Below are 17,349 nucleotides of genomic sequence, written 5' to 3'. Positions count from 1 at the left end.
TCAATTGTAATAATTTCCGAGTTTTTCAATGTGATTTTATGTTATCATTTTGATACACAAGTTGAAATTTCTTATAATACTATATTATGCTATAATTTCATAGGATTTTAAATTGTGTTCTTTTATAAATAAGATATAACCAATAGAAGTGAAAATTTGAAAAGAGGTGCAAAATAGATGAAGATTTCAACGAAAGGCCGTTACGGCTTAACAATTATGATCGATCTTGCAAAAAAGTTTGGTGAAGGTCCAATTTCCTTAAAATCAATTGCGCAGGCACATGATTTATCGGAACATTACTTAGAGCAATTAATTTCACCACTTCGTAACGCGCGTCTAGTAAAGAGTACACGCGGAGCATATGGCGGGTATGTATTATCAGATCAGCCAGCTAACATTACAGCTGGGGATGTAATCCGTGTATTAGAGGGTCCGATTAGTGTTGTAGAAATGATAGAAGAAGAAGAACCAGCACAACGCCAATTATGGATGCGTGTTCGTGATGCGGTGCAAGAAGTGTTAGATAGTACAACGTTAGAAGATTTAGTACGTTATGAGGAAGAAAATCACGGGGGCTATATGTTTTACATTTAATTCCTTGTGAAACGATTTGGAAAGAAGGAGATTTAATGGAACGCATTTATTTAGATCATGCTGCGACATCTCCGACTCACCCGGAAGTGGTCGAAAAGATGATTCCATATATGACAGAAACATTCGGAAATCCGTCTAGTATTCACTTTTATGGACGTCAAACGCGCCATGCAGTAGATGAGGCGAGACGCGCATGTGCACGTAGCATTCATGCGAATCCGAATGAAATTATATTTACGAGCGGTGGTACGGAAGCTGATAATTTAGCACTTATCGGTGTAGCGCGTGCGAACCGTCATAAAGGTAACCATATTATAACGACGCAAATTGAACATCATGCAATTTTGCATACGTGTGAATTGTTAGAGCGTGAAGGGTTTGAAGTGACATATTTACCTGTTGATGAAACAGGACGTGTTCAAGTTTCTGACATACAAAAGGCATTAACAGAAGAGACAATTCTTGTATCTATTATGTTTGGGAATAATGAAGTTGGGACGATGCAACCAATTGCGGAAATAGGTAAGCTGCTAAAAGAGCATCAAGCTTATTTCCATACAGATGCGGTACAAGCTTACGGTTTAGTAGAAATTGATGTGAAAGAGTTTGGTATTGATTTATTATCAATTTCGGCTCATAAAATTAACGGGCCAAAAGGTGTCGGGTTCCTATACGCTAGTGCAGACGTGAAATTTGAACCGTTATTAATAGGTGGGGAGCAAGAAAGAAAACGCCGTGCTGGTACTGAAAATGTGCCGAGCATCGTTGGGTTGCAACATGCAATTTTGCTAGCTGAAAAAACTCGTGAGCAAAAAAATGCCCAATATGAAGAGTTTAAAGATATAATGGTATCTGTCTTCAAAAATGAAGACATTACTTTCGAGGTAAACGGAAACTTAGAATATCGATTACCACATGTGCTTAATATTAGTTTTACAGGAATGAACATTGAACCGTTTCTTGTGAACTTAGACTTAGCTGGCATTGCAGTATCAAGTGGTTCGGCTTGTACAGCTGGTTCGATTGATCCATCACATGTATTAGTGGCGATGTTCGGAAAAGACTCCGATCAAATACGTTCATCCGTACGTTTTAGTTTCGGACTTGGAAATACGAAAGAGCAAGTTGAGAAAGCGGCGTACGAAACAGTGAAAATCGTGAAGCGATTAACACAAAATTAGCATGGGAGGTGACATGATGAACAAACTACCTCACGAAACACGCGTTGTCATCGGGATGTCCGGTGGCGTCGATTCATCTGTAGCGGCTCTTTTATTAAAAGAGCAAGGTTATGATGTAATCGGAATTTTTATGAAAAACTGGGATGATACAGATGAGAATGGTGTCTGCACAGCAACAGAAGATTACAATGATGTAATTGAAGTGTGTAACCAAATTGGTATTCCGTATTATGCAGTAAACTTTGAAAAACAATACTGGGATAAAGTATTTACGTACTTCTTAGATGAATACCGAGCTGGTCGTACACCAAACCCAGATGTAATGTGTAATAAAGAAATTAAATTTAAAGCATTTTTAGAGCATGCCATTGCGCTCGGGGCTGATTATGTAGCAACAGGTCATTATGCACGCGTTGCTTATATGGACGGCGAATATAAAATGCTTCGCGGCGTTGATGACAATAAAGACCAAACGTATTTCTTAAATCAATTAAGCCAAGAGCAATTATCAAAAACAATGTTCCCGCTTGGTGAACTGAAGAAACCACAAATTCGTGAAATGGCGAAAGAAGCTGGTTTAGCGACAGCGGCGAAGAAAGATAGTACTGGTATTTGCTTCATTGGTGAGCGTAACTTTAAAGATTTCTTAAGTAACTATTTACCAGCACAACCAGGTGTGATGCAAACATTATCTGGCGAAGTGAAAGGAAAGCATGACGGTTTAATGTACTACACAATTGGACAACGTCATGGCCTTGGTATTGGTGGTAACGGTGATCCGTGGTTTGCTGTTGGGAAAAACTTGAAAGAAAACATTTTATATGTTGATCAAGGATTCCATAACGAACTTCTATATGGCGACGAAGTTATTGCTACAAATGTTGGCTGGGTAAGTAATAAAGCGAAAGAGAAAGAATTTAAGTGCACAGCGAAATTCCGTTATCGTCAAGAAGATAATAAAGTAACGGTTCAAATCGTTGATGAAAATACAGTTCGTATTCTTTGTGACGAGCCAATTCGTGCAATTACACCAGGACAAGCAGTTGTTTTCTATGATGGAGATGAGTGTTTAGGCGGTGCTACAATTGATGAAGTGTACCGTAGCGGTAAGAAATTGGATTATTTAGGATAAAACGAGAAGCCTCTACCGATTCGCGGTTAGAGGTTTCTTTTACATAAGGCGAATTTTCGTTCGCTTGGAAAATACATTCTTTGTTATAATTTGTTGTAGAGGTGAAGGACATGTCAAACAAACTTGAAACAGGTATTCAATATATGCAAGAAGGAAACTGGGAAGAAGCTGCTAAAAATTTCACAGAAGCAATCGAAGAAAATCCGAAAGATGCGCTTGGATATATTAACTTTGCAAACTTATTAGATGTACTAGGTGATAGTGAGAAAGCAATTTTATTTTATAAACGTGCATTAGAGTTAGATGATAAATCTGCGGCTGCTTATTATGGATTAGGAAACGTATATTACGGTCAAGAGCAATTTGCAGAGGCTAAAGCTGTATTTGAACAAGCGATGCAAGCTGGATTACAATCAGCTGATGTAACGTTTATGTTAGGTATTACACATGTGCAACTTGGAAATGATCGTCTTGCACTGCCGTTTTTACAAAGAGCAACAGAATTAGATGAAAACGATGTAGAAGCTTTGTTCCAGTGCGGACTTTGCTTTGCGCGACTAGAACATATTCAAGAGGCGAAACCTTATTTTGAAAAGGTATTAGAAATGGATGAAGAGCATGCAGATGCGTATTATAATTTAGGTGTTGCCTACGTATTTGAGGAAAAAAATGAGAAGGCTCTCGCTTTATTTAAGAAAGCAACTGAAATTCAGCCAGATCACTTTTTAGCGGGTAATGGTGTTCGTTTATTAGAGCAAGAAGCTGAATAAGAAAAATGTAGTTTAATGGGTAGTTATCCCTCATCTAAATAGGTGGGGGATGTACTGCTCATTAAAGTGAAGCGAAACCGGAAAGGAGAGGAAAGATGGGAAATCAACATGCAATGGATTTGTTTGAGGAAGAGAAAAAGTTTATAAAAGCGCAAGTTCTTCATACCATTTTCCACAACGAAGAAAACCTCTATTCCGTTGTCAGTATGAAAGTCATTGAAACGAATGAAACGTACGACGAAAAAAAAGTGATGATAAACGGTCATTTTCCCCGCATGCATGAAGATGAAGTGTTTACGTTGACAGGGCATTTTAAAGACCATCCGAAGTATGGGAAACAATATTTAGTTGAAACGTTTAAGAAAGAATTGCCGCAAACAAAAGCAGGTATGGTGCAATATTTAGCGAGTGATTTATTTAAAGGGATAGGAAAGCGTACAGCTGAAAAAATTGTAGATCATCTCGGAGAACATGCTATTTCTAAAATTATGGATGACCCTGAGGCATTAAATGGTGTTGTTAATAAACAAAAGGCTCAGGAGATATATGAGACAATTGTTGAACATCAAGGATTAGAGAAAGTAATGAGCTTTTTAAATGGCTACGGTTTTGGAACGAAACTTTCTATTAAGATTTACCAGCAATATAAAGAGATGACATTAGAAGTGATTCGTAATAACCCGTACCAACTTATCGAAGAAGTGGACGGGATTGGTTTTGGAAGAGCGGATGATATAGGGCGTGCGTTAGGGATATCGGGTAATCACGACGACCGTGTACGCGCAGGATGTTTTTACACGTTAGAGAATGTCTCATTACAACTTGGTCACGTTTATATGAGGAAAGACCAACTTGTAAGAGAAACGATGTCACTTTTAAACAATCAAGAAGGAAGAGTGACTGAGGAAGATATTGTAGGTTGTATTGAAACGATGCAAAGTGAAGGGAAAGTCATCATAGAAGAAGAGCGAGTGTATTTAGCAACGTTATTCTACTCTGAAAAAGGTGTTGTAAAGTCCATTCGCAGGCTTATGAATCAAGAAGAAACACCTTCATTTCCAGAGGCAGAAGTGTTAAAAACATTAGGTGAAATTGAAGAACAACTGAGCGTACAGTATGCACCACTTCAGCAAGAAGCAATTCAAACGGCACTTCATAAACCGATGATGTTATTGACAGGTGGACCAGGAACAGGAAAAACAACAGTTATTAAAGGAATTGTTGAAATGTATGCGTCACTTCACGGGCTATCGTTAAATCCGAATGAATACAGTGATGATAATCCATTTCCGATATTATTAACGGCTCCAACAGGAAGGGCAGCGAAGCGAATGAGTGAATCGACAGGACTTCCAGCTTGTACAATTCACCGTTTACTTGGCTGGACGCCAGAAGGGTCTTTCCAGCGTAATGAAACGGATCCGGTACAAGGGAAATTGCTTATTATTGATGAATTTTCAATGGTTGATATTTGGCTTGCAAATCAGCTGTTTAAGTCATTGCCGACGAACATTCAAGTTATCGTTGTAGGTGATGAAGATCAATTACCATCTGTAGGACCTGGACAAGTATTGAAAGATTTATTGAATGCAGGTGCAGTTCCAACTGTAAAGCTTACTGAAATTTATCGTCAAGCGGAAGGTTCATCAGTAATTCAACTTGCTCATGCGATAAAAAATGGAACACTCCCACCAGATTTAGCGAAAAATCAAAAAGATCGTTCATTTATCGGCTGCACAGGAGCTCAAATTGTTGAGGTTGTTAAGAAGGTTTGTGAAAATGCTAAGACAAAAGGTTTTAGCGCAAGAGATGTACAAGTATTGGCCCCGATGTATCGTGGACCGGCCGGTATTAATGTACTAAACGAAGCGTTGCAAGAAGTATTTAATCCGAAAAGGGAAAAGAGTAAAGAAATTGCTTATGGTGATGTTGTATATCGAAGAGGCGATAAAGTTTTGCAACTCGTTAATCAGCCGGAGAGTCAAGTGTTTAATGGTGATATCGGAGAAATTGTTTCGGTGTTTTATGCGAAAGAAAACGTTGAGCAACAAGATATGATTATCGTTTCATTTGATGGAATTGAGGTAACATATACAAAACCAGATTTAAATCAAATTACACATGCCTATTGCTGTTCGATTCATAAATCACAAGGTAGTGAGTTTCCGATTGTAATTATGCCGATAGTAAAAAGTTATAATCGTATGTTACGTCGTAATTTAATTTATACTGGTATTACAAGAAGTAAGAAGTTCCTTATTATTTGCGGAGAGGAAGCTGCTTTCCAGTCTGGTGTAAATCGCCTTGATGATGCAATGCGTCAAACGACTTTAGCGAGTCGATTGCAGGAATCGCAAGGAGAAGTACAGATGGTAACAGTGAATGGCGAAGAAATGGACGTGGAAAACATTTCACCGTATGATTTCATGTAAAAAGGTGAAATTATATAGTGAAACTTTCAAACGTATAACGTTGAAAGGCTCCAGCAATGTATAAATGAATGCAGTTTGGAAATAATGGCGAATAGAATCCGGGAGACTGTAAGGAGATGAACGCCATATGTTTATTTGTCCAAATTGCAAAGGAAAAGACATTGGGAAAATAGGTGTCAACCAATTTTATTGCTGGAATTGTTATATCGAATTATCGGTTTCAAAGGGGAAAATCCATACGCATCAAGTAGAAGAAGATGGTTCGTTAAGTTCTCTTGATGATTTATTTGATGAGAATGAAAGAACGATCGGATAACGAAAAGGGGGATTTACTTTGAATCTACGCAATTCATTAATCGCATTAGGTGTTGGAGCGGCAGCATATCAATATGCTCGCAAACAAGATGTCTTTTCAAAACGCAATATGAAAAAAGCACGTAAGATGATTAAATCTTATTTATAAGCGTAAAAAACTCCCTTCATCAACAAGGGAGTTTTTTTATGCATTTGTATGCAAATATAAAAGTCCAATTTCAGAGAAGAGATAAGATAGGCCGTAACATCCAACGCCAAGCATTCCGTAATGAAATAAATGTTTCGCTCTTTCTTTTCGTGAGGAACGAATAAAGAAACCTTTCCAAATACCAAACCCGATACAAATCCATTCAAGAATCATAAAAAGTGCTGATAATACGAGCATAAATAAAACCATTATGAGCCCTCCTGATTAAATTGTTTCACGCTGCGTTCTCAGGGGTGGTTGTCCTTGTTATGTATATATATGTGCGTCTTTACAAAACAGTATGGTCTGCACAAAAAGATTTTAAAACTTTTGCACATAACCTACCCTATTTATTTTCACAATAAAGGTGGAGGAGGTTTTTCGTGTGAAGAATCTTAAAATCATTTGGATATACCGTTTAGGATTATTGTTACTTGTCTTTCTTTGTTTGCTCGTCTTTTTAAAAATTAAGCCGCTATGGGCACCGATTATTTTTGTATGTAAAGTGGCCATTACACCGTTTCTTATCGCGTGTTTTATTGCGTATTTATTGCATCCTTTAATTGAAAAAATTCATAAAGAAGGGATGCCGCGCACACTCGCTATTTTGCTCATTTACATCCTTTTCTTTGGCGGAATTGGTTATGGAATTTATAAAGGAACGCCGGTTGTGATTAAGCAATTACAAGAAATCAATGAACAATTCCCGCAGTTTACAAAAATGTATGATTCTTGGATGGATGGTGTTACAGAACAAACAGCAAACTTCCCGTCATTTATTCATGAAAAGGTGAAACAAATTTTTGTTGGAGTAGAGACGAAGATACAAGCACTTTTAAATAAAGTGATGAGCACAGCTCGCGGTGTACTGGATTCGTTACTCATTATTTTCTTAATTCCGTTCATTGTATTTTACATATTAAAAGATTACGGCGAGTTTTATCATATTTTTTGGAAACTAGTTCCGAGTAAGTGGCGTAGTACGGGGCAAATGCTGGCGAAAGAAATTGATAAATCACTTGGAAGTTATATTCGAGGACAGTTATTTGTTTGTTTAGTATTAGGGGGCGTATCTGCTCTTTCCTTTTGGTTTATCGGTATGAAATATCCATTGTTACTCGGTATTATTATTGGGGTGACGGATATAATACCGTACTTTGGCCCTATTTTAGGGGCGATTCCGACATTAATGATTGCGGCAACGGTATCAACAAGTTTACTCATTAAAGCGGGGATTGCGATTGCTATTTTGCAATTCGTAGAAAGTAACATTTTATCCCCTTATATCGTTGGTAAGTCCCTTCGCATGCATCCTGTCATTATTATGCTTGCACTACTAGTTGGGGGAGAAGTGGGAGGAATTGTAGGGTTATTAATATCAGTTCCTATTTTAGCGGTTATTCGTACAGTAATCGTTCATGTAAGGCCTCTTTGGAAAAAAGAAGATGTGTAAAATGATTATCTACATTGACAAACTTAAGAGAATTCTATTATATTTAGTCATATAATACATTAAATCAATGACGGAACAAGTACGTTACAGTCCATTTATAGAGAGAAGCTTCCATATGGCTGAAAGAAGCTTTAAATGAAGGGTAACAGAAAGCTAATCCTGAGAGCAGCTAATCACTGCCGTCTTGCCACGTTACGGCACCATGAGGTGATGAATTGATTCGTATAGCAATCAATTCATAATTAGGGTGGTATCGCGAGTTAACTCTCGTCCCTTTTATAGGGACGGGAGTTTTTTATATTTAAGGAGGAAAATACAATGAAACAACTAACAGGCGCACAAATTCGTCAAATGTTTTTAGACTTTTTCCAAGAAAAAGGACATGCAGTAGAACCTAGTGCATCACTAGTTCCACATGAGGATCCATCTCTTTTATGGATTAACAGTGGTGTAGCAACATTAAAAAAATATTTTGATGGACGTGTAATCCCGCAAAATCCACGTATTACAAATGCTCAAAAATCAATTCGTACAAACGATATTGAAAACGTAGGGAAAACAGCTCGTCACCATACATTCTTTGAAATGTTAGGGAACTTCTCAATCGGCGATTACTTCAAAGAAGAGGCAATTACTTGGGCTTGGGAATTCTTAACGAGCGACAAATGGATCGGATTCGATAAAGAATTATTATCCGTTACAATCCATCCAGAAGATGAAGAAGCATTCACAATTTGGAATGAGAAAATGGGTGTTCCAAAAGAGCGTATCATCCGCTTAGAAGAAAACTTCTGGGATATCGGTGAAGGACCAAGTGGACCGAATACAGAGATTTTCTATGACCGTGGAGAAGCTTACGGTAATGACTTTAGTGACCCAGAATTATATCCAGGCGGAGAAAACGAGCGTTACTTAGAAGTATGGAACCTTGTATTCTCTCAATTTAACCATAATCCAGATGGTTCATATACACCACTTCCTAAGAAAAACATCGATACAGGGATGGGTCTAGAGCGTATGACATCTATCGTTCAAGATGTACCTACAAACTTTGACACGGACTTATTCATGCCGATGATTGGTGCAACAGAAACAATCTCTGGCGAGAAATATCGTAATGGTGACTTAGAAAAAGATATGGCGTTTAAAGTAATCGCTGACCATATCCGTACAGTAACATTCGCTGTTGGTGACGGCGCTCTTCCATCTAACGAAGGCCGTGGTTATGTATTACGTCGTTTATTACGCCGTGCTGTTCGTTACTCTAAGAAATTAAACATTAACCGTCCGTTCATGTTTGAATTAGTACCGGTTGTTGGAGAAGTAATGAAAGACTTCTATCCAGAAGTACTTGAAAAGAAAGATTTCATCGCAAAAGTTGTGAAAAATGAAGAAGAGCGTTTCCACGAAACACTTCATGATGGTGAAGCAATTTTAGCTGAAGTTATTGCAAAAGCGAAAGAAGAAAAAACAACTGTTATTTCTGGAGTAGATGCGTTCCGTCTATATGACACATACGGTTTCCCAATTGAATTAACAGAAGAATATGCAGAAGAAGCTGGTATGACAGTTGATCATGAAGGCTTTGAAAATGAAATGGAAAAACAACGTGAGCGCGCACGTGCTGCTCGTCAAGACGTTGATTCTATGCAAGTTCAAGGCGGTGTCCTTGGAGAAGTGAAAGTAGCGAGCGAGTTCGTTGGTTACGGTACGGTTGCAACAGAAAGTAACGTTGTTGCACTTGTGAAAAACGGTGAATACGCAGACAGCTTGCAAGCAGGTGAAGAAGGACAATTAATGCTTGATGTAACACCATTCTATGCTGAGAGCGGCGGACAAATTGCAGACCGTGGTTACCTTCTTGCTGACGGCGTGAAAGTTCTTGTAAAAGACGTACAAAAAGCACCAAACGGCCAAAACTTGCACAAAGTTGTAGTTGAAGAAGGTACATTAACGAAAGATGCGGCTGTAAAAGCTATTATCGATACGAAAAACCGTAGTAGTGTTGTGAAGAACCATACAGCAACTCACTTACTACACCAAGCGTTAAAAGACGTACTTGGAACGCACGTTAACCAAGCGGGTTCTCTTGTAACTTCTGAACGTTTACGCTTTGACTTCTCTCACTTTGGTCAAGTACAAGCTGACGAATTAGAAAAAATTGAGCGTATCGTAAACGAGAAAATTTGGGAAAGTATTGATGTTGAGATTTCTCAAAAAGCAATCGAAGAAGCGAAAGAAATGGGCGCAATGGCATTATTCGGTGAAAAATACGGTGATGTTGTACGCGTCGTACAAGTTGGCGACTATAGCTTAGAGCTTTGCGGTGGTTGTCACGTTGATAACACAGCTTCTATCGGTATTTTCAAAATCGTTGCTGAGTCTGGTATCGGTGCAGGAACTCGTCGTATTGAAGCAGTAACTGGTAAGTCTGCTTATGAATTAATGAACGATCAAGTAGGTTTATTAAAAGAAGCAGCTGGAAAAATGAAAACAAATCCAAAAGACATTTTAACAAGAGTAGATGGTTTATTTGCTGAAGTAAAACAACTTCAAAAAGAAAACGAATCTCTTGCAGCAAAATTAAGCAATATTGAAGCTGGAAACTTAACTGATTCAGTAATGACAGTTGATGGCGTGAACGTATTAGCGGCAAAAGTAAATGTTGCAGACATGAACAACTTACGTACGATGATGGATGACCTAAAAAATAAATTACAATCTGCAGTTGTCGTATTAGCGTCTGTAAATGATGATAAAGTAAACATCTTAGCTGGCGTAACGAAAGATTTAATTAGCCAAGGATACCATGCTGGTAAACTTGTGAAAGAAGTAGCTTCTCGTTGTGGCGGTGGCGGTGGTGGCCGTCCTGATATGGCACAAGCGGGCGGTAAAAACCCAGCGCAAGTTGAGGAAGCTTTAGCGTTTGTACAAGAGTACGTTAAATCTGTTTCAAAATAAAGAGATAGTAGTGTACAATGGTAGGGAGAGGAGAAGTTCTTCTCCCTATACTTACTATATAAGTGAGGTGCTTGAAATGGACGGTTTTGATAAAACAATGAAGTTTAGCATTCAAGATGAAAAACAGAGTGTCCATGTAAATGATGTACTTTTAACTGTGTATGATGCACTTCAAGAAAAAGGCTATAATCCGATTAACCAAATCGTCGGTTATTTATTAAGTGGAGACCCAGCATACATACCTCGCCATAAAGATGCGCGAAGCATCATTCGCAAGCTTGAACGTGATGAATTAATTGAAGAGCTTGTGAAGTCTTACTTGAAACATCATCGTGAGGAGTAATTTATGCGGATATTAGGTTTAGATGTAGGTACAAAAACAGTCGGAGTTGCAATTAGTGACGAAATGGGCTGGACAGCGCAAGGGCTTGAAACAATCAAGATTAACGAAGAACGAGGTCAATTTGGTTTTGACCGCATTTCTGAGTTAGTAAAACAGTATGATGTGGACAAGATAGTAGTAGGTTTACCTAAAAATATGAATGGTACAATTGGCCCACGTGGTGAAGCATGCCAACAATTTGCAGAAAACCTACGAGAGCTGTTACAATTAGACGTTGTAATGTGGGACGAGCGTTTGTCAACGATGGCAGCGGAACGTCTACTCATTTCGGCCGATGTAAGCCGTAAGAAGCGAAAGCAAGTAATTGATAAGATGGCTGCAGTCGTAATCTTACAAGGATTTTTAGATAGTAAATAAGAGGTGACCAAAATGGAAGAAAATCAAATTACAATTGTAGACGAAAAAGGTAACGAACATTTATGTGAAATTATTTTCACTTTTGACGCTGAAAAATTTGGCAAAAAATCATACGTAGTCTTCTCTCCAATCGGTGAAGTAGACGAAGATGGAGACCAAATTTATGATGCAATGGCTTATGAGCAAAATGAAGAAGAGGGCGGAACTTTACTTCCAATCGAATCTGAAGAAGAGTGGGAAATGGTACAAGAAATGTTCAACACTCTAGCTGATGAGCAAGAAGCTGAATAATAAGTACTGAAAAGGTGGACGGTATATCGTCCGCCTTTTTTATATGTAAAATGAAAGATTTTTTGTCGAAACTGCGTAATCCTTTGTAGTATAATGAGACGGATTGTAGAAAATAAAGTATCTGTCAAAAATGATAGGTAAATGTATTGTGATTTTTTATCGTGTTGTATAGAAAGATGTACATATGGCCTACAATTGAATAAGGAGGAAGAGTTTTGGTAGAGAATCAAGTGAAAAAGAAGCGTAGACGCATTTTTTTATTCTCGATAATTGCACTGCTTTTAGTTTGTGGTTCAGTCTATGCGTATATTTCATCCGCATTAGGACCGGTTGATAGCGGGAATAAAAAAGAGATTGAAGTAGAAATTCCAAAGGGATCATCTACTAGTAAAATTGGTGAGATTTTAGAAGGAAAAGGTGCTGTGAAAAACGGTACAGTTTTTAGTTTTTATACAAAGGCTAAATCTAAAAATTTACAAGCGGGTACATATTTATTAAATCCTTCAATGAGTGCAAAAGATGTTATTGAGCAAATGTCATCTGGTAATGTACATCGTCCAGCTCTTTATAAAGTGACGGTAAAAGAAGGGGCACAAGTAACTGAAATTGCAGAAACGGTTGCAAACGAATTAAAGTGGAATAAAGATGATGTTGTACGTCAATTAAACGATAAAGCATTTATTCAAAAAATGCAGCAAAAGTATCCCAAGCTGTTGACGGATAAAATCTTTGATAGCAATATTAAATATCCATTAGAAGGTTATTTATATCCTGCGACGTACTCTTTCTATAAAAAAGATACGACGTTAGAAGAAATTGTCATTCCAATGCTTGAGAAAACGAATGCAATCATTGTTCAAAACGAAGCAAAAATGAAAGCGAAAAACTGGGATGTTCATCAGCTTTTAACATTGTCTTCACTTATTGAAGAAGAGGCAACAGGCTTTACAGATCGTCAAAAGATCTCTAGTGTCTTTTATAATCGTTTAGCAAAAGGTATGCCGCTGCAAACGGATCCAACGGTATTATATGCACTTGGAAAGCATAAACAACGTGTATTATACGAAGATTTAAAGATAAACTCACCGTACAATACGTACGTTGTGAAAGGATTGCCGGTGGGCCCGATTGCAAACTCTGGTAAACATTCAGTGGAAGCAGCGCTAGAGCCTGCGCAAACAGATTATTATTATTTCTTAGCTGCACCAACTGGTGAAGTGTACTATGCGAAAACATTGGAAGAGCATAATGCACTAAAGCAAAAATATATTACGAAAAAACAGTGAAATGGGGAGGGATAGCGAAAAAGGTCGCACATCCCTCTTTTTTGTGGTAAAATATATCGGGTTAAAAACTGGCAGAAGAATCGTTTTTAATATCAAAACGGGACGTACAAGCTAAGGGTAAAGCTGGCTTGTATTTTTATTGCATTCTATGTGTGAAAAGACGTCATAGAGGCACTTCTCCATGTAAATAAGGAGGACCATTATGGAGGATGCAGTTAACGAGTACCTATTATCATTTATTGATCCGAAAGATAAATTAATTCTTGAAATGGAAGACTATGCGAAAGAAAATCATGTGCCAATTATGGATCGACTTGGAATGGAATTTATGTTGCAATTTTTACGTTTAATTGGACCGAAGAGCATTTTAGAGCTAGGTACAGCAATTGGCTATTCTAGTATTCGTATGATGCAAGCTATTCCAAATTCTCGCATTGTGACAGTTGAGCGCAATCGCGATCGATATGAAAAAGCACTTGAATATATAGAACGTTCACCAGTTAAAGAGCGTATTTCCGTTATTTACGGTGATGCGTTAGAAACAGGCGAGCAAGTAGAAGAACATGGAACATTTGACGTTATTTTTATTGACGCAGCAAAGGGACAATATCGTCGCTTTTTTGACTTATATGAACCGTTATTAAATCCTGGTGGCGTAATTATTTCAGATAATGTTATGTACCATGGCCTTGTAACGACGAAAGAGAAAATTGAAAACAGACGTACACGTGGTTTAATCCGTCGTATTAAGACGTACAATGAATGGCTTATGAACCATGAAGGATATGATACAACGATTTTCCCAATTGGTGATGGAGTAGCTGTTAGTAAAAAGAAAGGGTGACCAAGGTATGAAGAAACCAGAATTGTTAGTAACGCCAAAAGCAGTGGCGGATATCGAACCTCTTGCGAAAGCAGGAGCAGATGCGGTAATGATCGGTGAGCAAAAGTTTGGTTTACGTTTAGCAGGGGAATTTTCACGTGAAGATGTGAAACAAGCTGTGAAGATTGCACATGAAAATGGTGTAAAAGTATACGTAGCAATGAACGCTATGTTCCACAACGATAAAGTAGAAGAATTAACGGACTATGTTGCATTTTTAAACGAAGTACATGTAGATGCAATTGTTTTCGGAGATCCAGCAGTATTAATGGCGGTTCGCGAAGTAGCGCCAAATATGCAATTGCACTGGAACACAGAAACAACAGCAACAAACTGGTTTACTTGTAACTACTGGGGAGAAAGAGGAGCAAAACGTGCTGTATTAGCTCGCGAGCTTAGCTTAGATGAAATTGTTGAATTAAAAGAAAATGCTGAAGTGGAACTTGAAGTGCAAATTCACGGTATGACTTGTATGTTCCAATCGAAGCGTTCGTTAGTAGGAAACTACTTTGAGTATCAAGGACGTCATCTTGATATCGAAAAGAAAAAATATGAAGAGAATATGTTCTTATATGACCCAGAGCGTAACAATAAATATCCAATTTATGAAGATGAAAATGGTACTCACATTATGAGTCCAAATGATATTTGTTTCATCGATGAGTTAGAAGAGCTAATTGATGCTGAAATTGATAGTTTAAAAGTTGATGGTGTACTAAAAAGCTCTGCATACATTATTGAGGTAACGAAGAAATATCGTAAAGCAATTGATTTATGTGTAGAAGATCGTGATGCGTATTACGACGTGAAAGACGACTTATATAAAGAGATAGAAGAAATGCAACCGGTGAATCGTCCGTTAGATACAGGATTCTTCTTTAAAGAGACGGTTTACTAAACGAGGAGGGTGTAGGAAATGACTGTACAAGAAATTTCACGAGTGATCGATGGCAAACGCGTTATTGTGAAGAAACCTGAACTGTTAATCCCTGCGGGTAACTTAGAAAAATTAAAAGTAGCTATCCATTACGGGGCAGATGCTGTATATTTAGGTGGACAAGAATTTGGTCTTCGTTCGAATGCAGGTAACTTTACACTGGAAGAAATGGCAGAAGGTGTGGAATTTGCAAAGAAATATGGAGCAAAAATATATGTAACAACAAATATCTTTGCACATAATGAAAATATGGACGGGCTAGAGGAATATTTAAAAGGGATTGAAAAAGCTGGCGTAACGGGAATTATCGTTGCTGATCCGCTTATCATTGAGACTTGTAAACGTGTAGCGCCTTCTGTTGAGGTGCATTTAAGCACACAGCAATCACTATCCAACTGGAAAGCAGCACAGTATTGGAAAGAAGAAGGTTTACATCGTCTTGTATTAGCTCGTGAAGCAAGCTATGAAGAAATGAAAGAGATTAAAGAAAAAGTGGATATTGAAATTGAAGCATTCGTCCATGGTGCAATGTGTATCGCATATTCAGGAAGATGTACGCTAAGTAACCATATGACAGCGCGTGACTCTAACCGTGGTGGTTGTTGTCAATCTTGTCGCTGGGATTATGATTTAGTTCAAACAGTATCACAACATAAAGATGCAAAAGAGCTTCCTCTATTCCAAGAAGAAGATGCTCACTTTGCAATGAGTCCAAAAGACTTAAATTTAATTTTATCAATTCCGAAAATGATTGAAATTGGAATTGATAGCTTAAAAGTTGAAGGACGTATGAAATCAATCCATTACGTAGCGACTGTAGCGACAGTATACCGTAAAGTAATTGATGCATATTGTGCGGATCCTGATAACTTTGAGTTTAAACAAGAATGGTTAGATGAGCTTGATAAATGTGCAAATCGTGATACAGCTCCTGCATTCTTTGAAGGGGTTCCAGGACATCAAGAGCAAATGTTTGGAAATCATAGTAAGAAAACAACGTATGATTTCGCTGGTTTAGTGTTAGATTATAATGAAGAAACGGGCATCGTAACGATTGAGCAACGTAATCATTTCAAACCAGGACATGAAGTGGAGTTCTTTGGGCCAGAAATAGAAAACTTTACGCAAACGGTGGAGAAAATTTGGGATGAGGATGGAAACGAATTAGATGCAGCGAGACATCCGTTGCAAATCGTGAAATTCAAAGTGGATCAACCAGTGTATGTGAATAATATGATGCGCAAAAGCATACTTCAATAAGAAAGAGTGATAGTCGAATGGGGACGAATAAGCCTGTTGTAATTGGAATTGCTGGTGGTTCAGGGTCAGGTAAGACAAGTGTAACGAAAGCGATTTTTGACCATTTTAAAGGTCATTCCATTTTAATCTTAGAGCAAGATTATTATTACAAAGATCAAAGCCATTTACCAATGGAAGAGCGTTTAAAAACAAATTATGATCATCCATTAGCGTTTGATAATGATTTGTTAATTGAACATTTGCAGCAGTTGCTTGCATATAAACAAGTAGAGAAACCTGTATATGACTATACATTGCATACGCGTTCAGATGAAATTATTCCAGTTGAGCCGAAAGATGTAATCATTTTAGAAGGAATTCTTATTTTAGAAGACCCACGTCTTTGTGAGTTAATGGACATTAAGTTATTCGTTGATACAGATGCTGACCTTCGTATTTTACGCCGCATGCAGCGTGATATTAAAGAACGTGGTCGTACGATGGATTCAGTTATTGATCAATATGTAAATGTTGTACGTCCAATGCACAATCAATTTATTGAGCCTTCTAAGAAATTTGCGGATATTATTATCCCTGAAGGTGGACAAAACCACGTTGCAATTGATATTATGGTTACAAAAATTGCAACAATTCTTGAACAAAAAGTAAATTTGTAATAGCATAGTAAAAGATATACGATAGGAAGGGATTTTTTCCCTTCCTATCGAATACAATGAAACATGCAACCTCATCTATATATAGGTGAGGGCATATTTATATCAACTTTCCATACATATCTTCTTTATATAAAGAAGAATTGGGAATACGGGGTTGTATGTGACAACTCCGCTAGTACAGGCGTGCTAGAAACCTCCGCTTTACATATAAGCGGGGGAGTTTTCATATGGAACTCCTCTTTTTTTCGGGG

Annotated in this window: 18 protein-coding genes and 1 other annotated feature; of the genes, 17 read left to right on the top strand and 1 reads right to left on the bottom strand. The window is 37.8% G+C overall.

Going from position 1 to position 17,349, the window contains the following annotated elements; translation table 11 throughout:
- The first annotated feature begins 177 nt into the window (after positions 1-177).
- The 7 genes from cymR to MKY00_RS21865 all read left to right on the top strand — a co-directional run bounded on the left by cymR (position 178) and on the right by MKY00_RS21865 (position 6,572).
- Positions 178-594: a cysteine metabolism transcriptional regulator CymR gene (gene cymR, locus MKY00_RS21895; protein ID WP_000704116.1), complete on the top strand. Its 417-nt coding sequence runs from the start codon at positions 178-180 to the stop codon at positions 592-594.
- Positions 595-629: 35 nt separating this feature from the next.
- Positions 630-1,775 carry a cysteine desulfurase family protein gene (locus MKY00_RS21890; protein WP_000439905.1) on the top strand — a complete coding sequence of 382 codons (1,146 nt, stop codon included), beginning with the start codon at positions 630-632 and terminating at the stop codon, positions 1,773-1,775.
- Between the two features lie 16 nt (positions 1,776-1,791).
- Positions 1,792-2,907, top strand: a complete 1,116-nt coding sequence (gene mnmA, locus MKY00_RS21885) for a tRNA 2-thiouridine(34) synthase MnmA (RefSeq protein WP_001038008.1) — start codon at positions 1,792-1,794, stop codon at positions 2,905-2,907.
- Positions 2,908-3,017: 110 nt separating this feature from the next.
- Positions 3,018-3,677, top strand: a complete 660-nt coding sequence (locus MKY00_RS21880; RefSeq protein WP_016718521.1) for a tetratricopeptide repeat protein — start codon at positions 3,018-3,020, stop codon at positions 3,675-3,677.
- Positions 3,678-3,772: 95 nt separating this feature from the next.
- A complete protein-coding gene (gene recD2 / locus MKY00_RS21875) occupies positions 3,773-6,109 on the top strand; it encodes an SF1B family DNA helicase RecD2 (protein WP_016718520.1) in 2,337 nt (778 codons plus the stop codon).
- A 127-nt stretch (positions 6,110-6,236) separates the two neighbouring features.
- Positions 6,237-6,425: a hypothetical protein gene (locus tag MKY00_RS21870; RefSeq protein ID WP_000469281.1), complete on the top strand. Its 189-nt coding sequence runs from the start codon at positions 6,237-6,239 to the stop codon at positions 6,423-6,425.
- Positions 6,426-6,443: 18 nt separating this feature from the next.
- Positions 6,444-6,572 (top strand): YrzQ family protein, encoded by a 129-nt coding sequence (locus MKY00_RS21865; protein WP_001053553.1) that lies wholly within the window; start codon positions 6,444-6,446, stop codon positions 6,570-6,572.
- A gap of 36 nt (positions 6,573-6,608) precedes the next feature.
- On the opposite strand, the gene MKY00_RS21860 is transcribed toward MKY00_RS21865, so the two are convergent.
- The gene (locus MKY00_RS21860; RefSeq protein ID WP_000242550.1) at positions 6,609-6,821 is read right to left on the bottom strand and encodes a hypothetical protein; all 213 of its coding nucleotides are present in this window, start codon (positions 6,819-6,821) and stop codon (positions 6,609-6,611) included.
- A 175-nt stretch (positions 6,822-6,996) separates the two neighbouring features.
- Between MKY00_RS21860 and MKY00_RS21855 the strand changes: the two genes are divergently transcribed.
- The 10 genes from MKY00_RS21855 (at position 6,997) to udk (ending at position 17,098) form a co-directional block, all read left to right on the top strand.
- Entirely contained in the window at positions 6,997-8,064 is a 1,068-nt protein-coding gene (locus tag MKY00_RS21855; protein WP_016718519.1) for an AI-2E family transporter, read from the top strand.
- 58 nt (positions 8,065-8,122) lie between these two features.
- Positions 8,123-8,342: a binding site (T-box leader), on the top strand.
- A gap of 40 nt (positions 8,343-8,382) precedes the next feature.
- Entirely contained in the window at positions 8,383-11,025 is a 2,643-nt protein-coding gene (alaS, locus tag MKY00_RS21850) for an alanine--tRNA ligase (protein ID WP_000811832.1), read from the top strand.
- A gap of 76 nt (positions 11,026-11,101) precedes the next feature.
- Positions 11,102-11,368: an IreB family regulatory phosphoprotein gene (locus MKY00_RS21845; protein WP_000348590.1), complete on the top strand. Its 267-nt coding sequence runs from the start codon at positions 11,102-11,104 to the stop codon at positions 11,366-11,368.
- A 3-nt stretch (positions 11,369-11,371) separates the two neighbouring features.
- Positions 11,372-11,785, top strand: a complete 414-nt coding sequence (gene ruvX / locus MKY00_RS21840; RefSeq protein WP_001221197.1) for a Holliday junction resolvase RuvX — start codon at positions 11,372-11,374, stop codon at positions 11,783-11,785.
- Between the two features lie 12 nt (positions 11,786-11,797).
- Complete coding sequence (locus tag MKY00_RS21835; protein ID WP_000392247.1) at positions 11,798-12,076, top strand: DUF1292 domain-containing protein; 279 nt, start codon at positions 11,798-11,800, stop codon at positions 12,074-12,076.
- 215 nt (positions 12,077-12,291) lie between these two features.
- Positions 12,292-13,362, top strand: coding sequence for an endolytic transglycosylase MltG (gene mltG, locus MKY00_RS21830; protein WP_000230089.1), 1,071 nt, complete (start codon positions 12,292-12,294; stop codon positions 13,360-13,362).
- A 202-nt stretch (positions 13,363-13,564) separates the two neighbouring features.
- Positions 13,565-14,206: an O-methyltransferase gene (locus MKY00_RS21825; protein ID WP_000389089.1), complete on the top strand. Its 642-nt coding sequence runs from the start codon at positions 13,565-13,567 to the stop codon at positions 14,204-14,206.
- Between the two features lie 7 nt (positions 14,207-14,213).
- Positions 14,214-15,143, top strand: coding sequence for a peptidase U32 family protein (locus tag MKY00_RS21820; RefSeq protein ID WP_016718518.1), 930 nt, complete (start codon positions 14,214-14,216; stop codon positions 15,141-15,143).
- Between the two features lie 18 nt (positions 15,144-15,161).
- Positions 15,162-16,442: a peptidase U32 family protein gene (locus MKY00_RS21815; RefSeq protein ID WP_000217969.1), complete on the top strand. Its 1,281-nt coding sequence runs from the start codon at positions 15,162-15,164 to the stop codon at positions 16,440-16,442.
- Positions 16,443-16,459: 17 nt separating this feature from the next.
- Complete coding sequence (gene udk / locus MKY00_RS21810) at positions 16,460-17,098, top strand: uridine kinase (protein ID WP_000537087.1); 639 nt, start codon at positions 16,460-16,462, stop codon at positions 17,096-17,098.
- Positions 17,099-17,349: the final 251 nt, after the last annotated feature.

Origin of the sequence: Bacillus sp. FSL R9-9834 (genome assembly GCF_038006905.1) — a bacterium.
Classification (GTDB): domain Bacteria; phylum Bacillota; class Bacilli; order Bacillales; family Bacillaceae_G; genus Bacillus_A; species Bacillus_A pacificus.
Note: the sequence above shows the minus strand (reverse complement) of the source record. Positions and strands in the feature narration are given on the sequence as shown.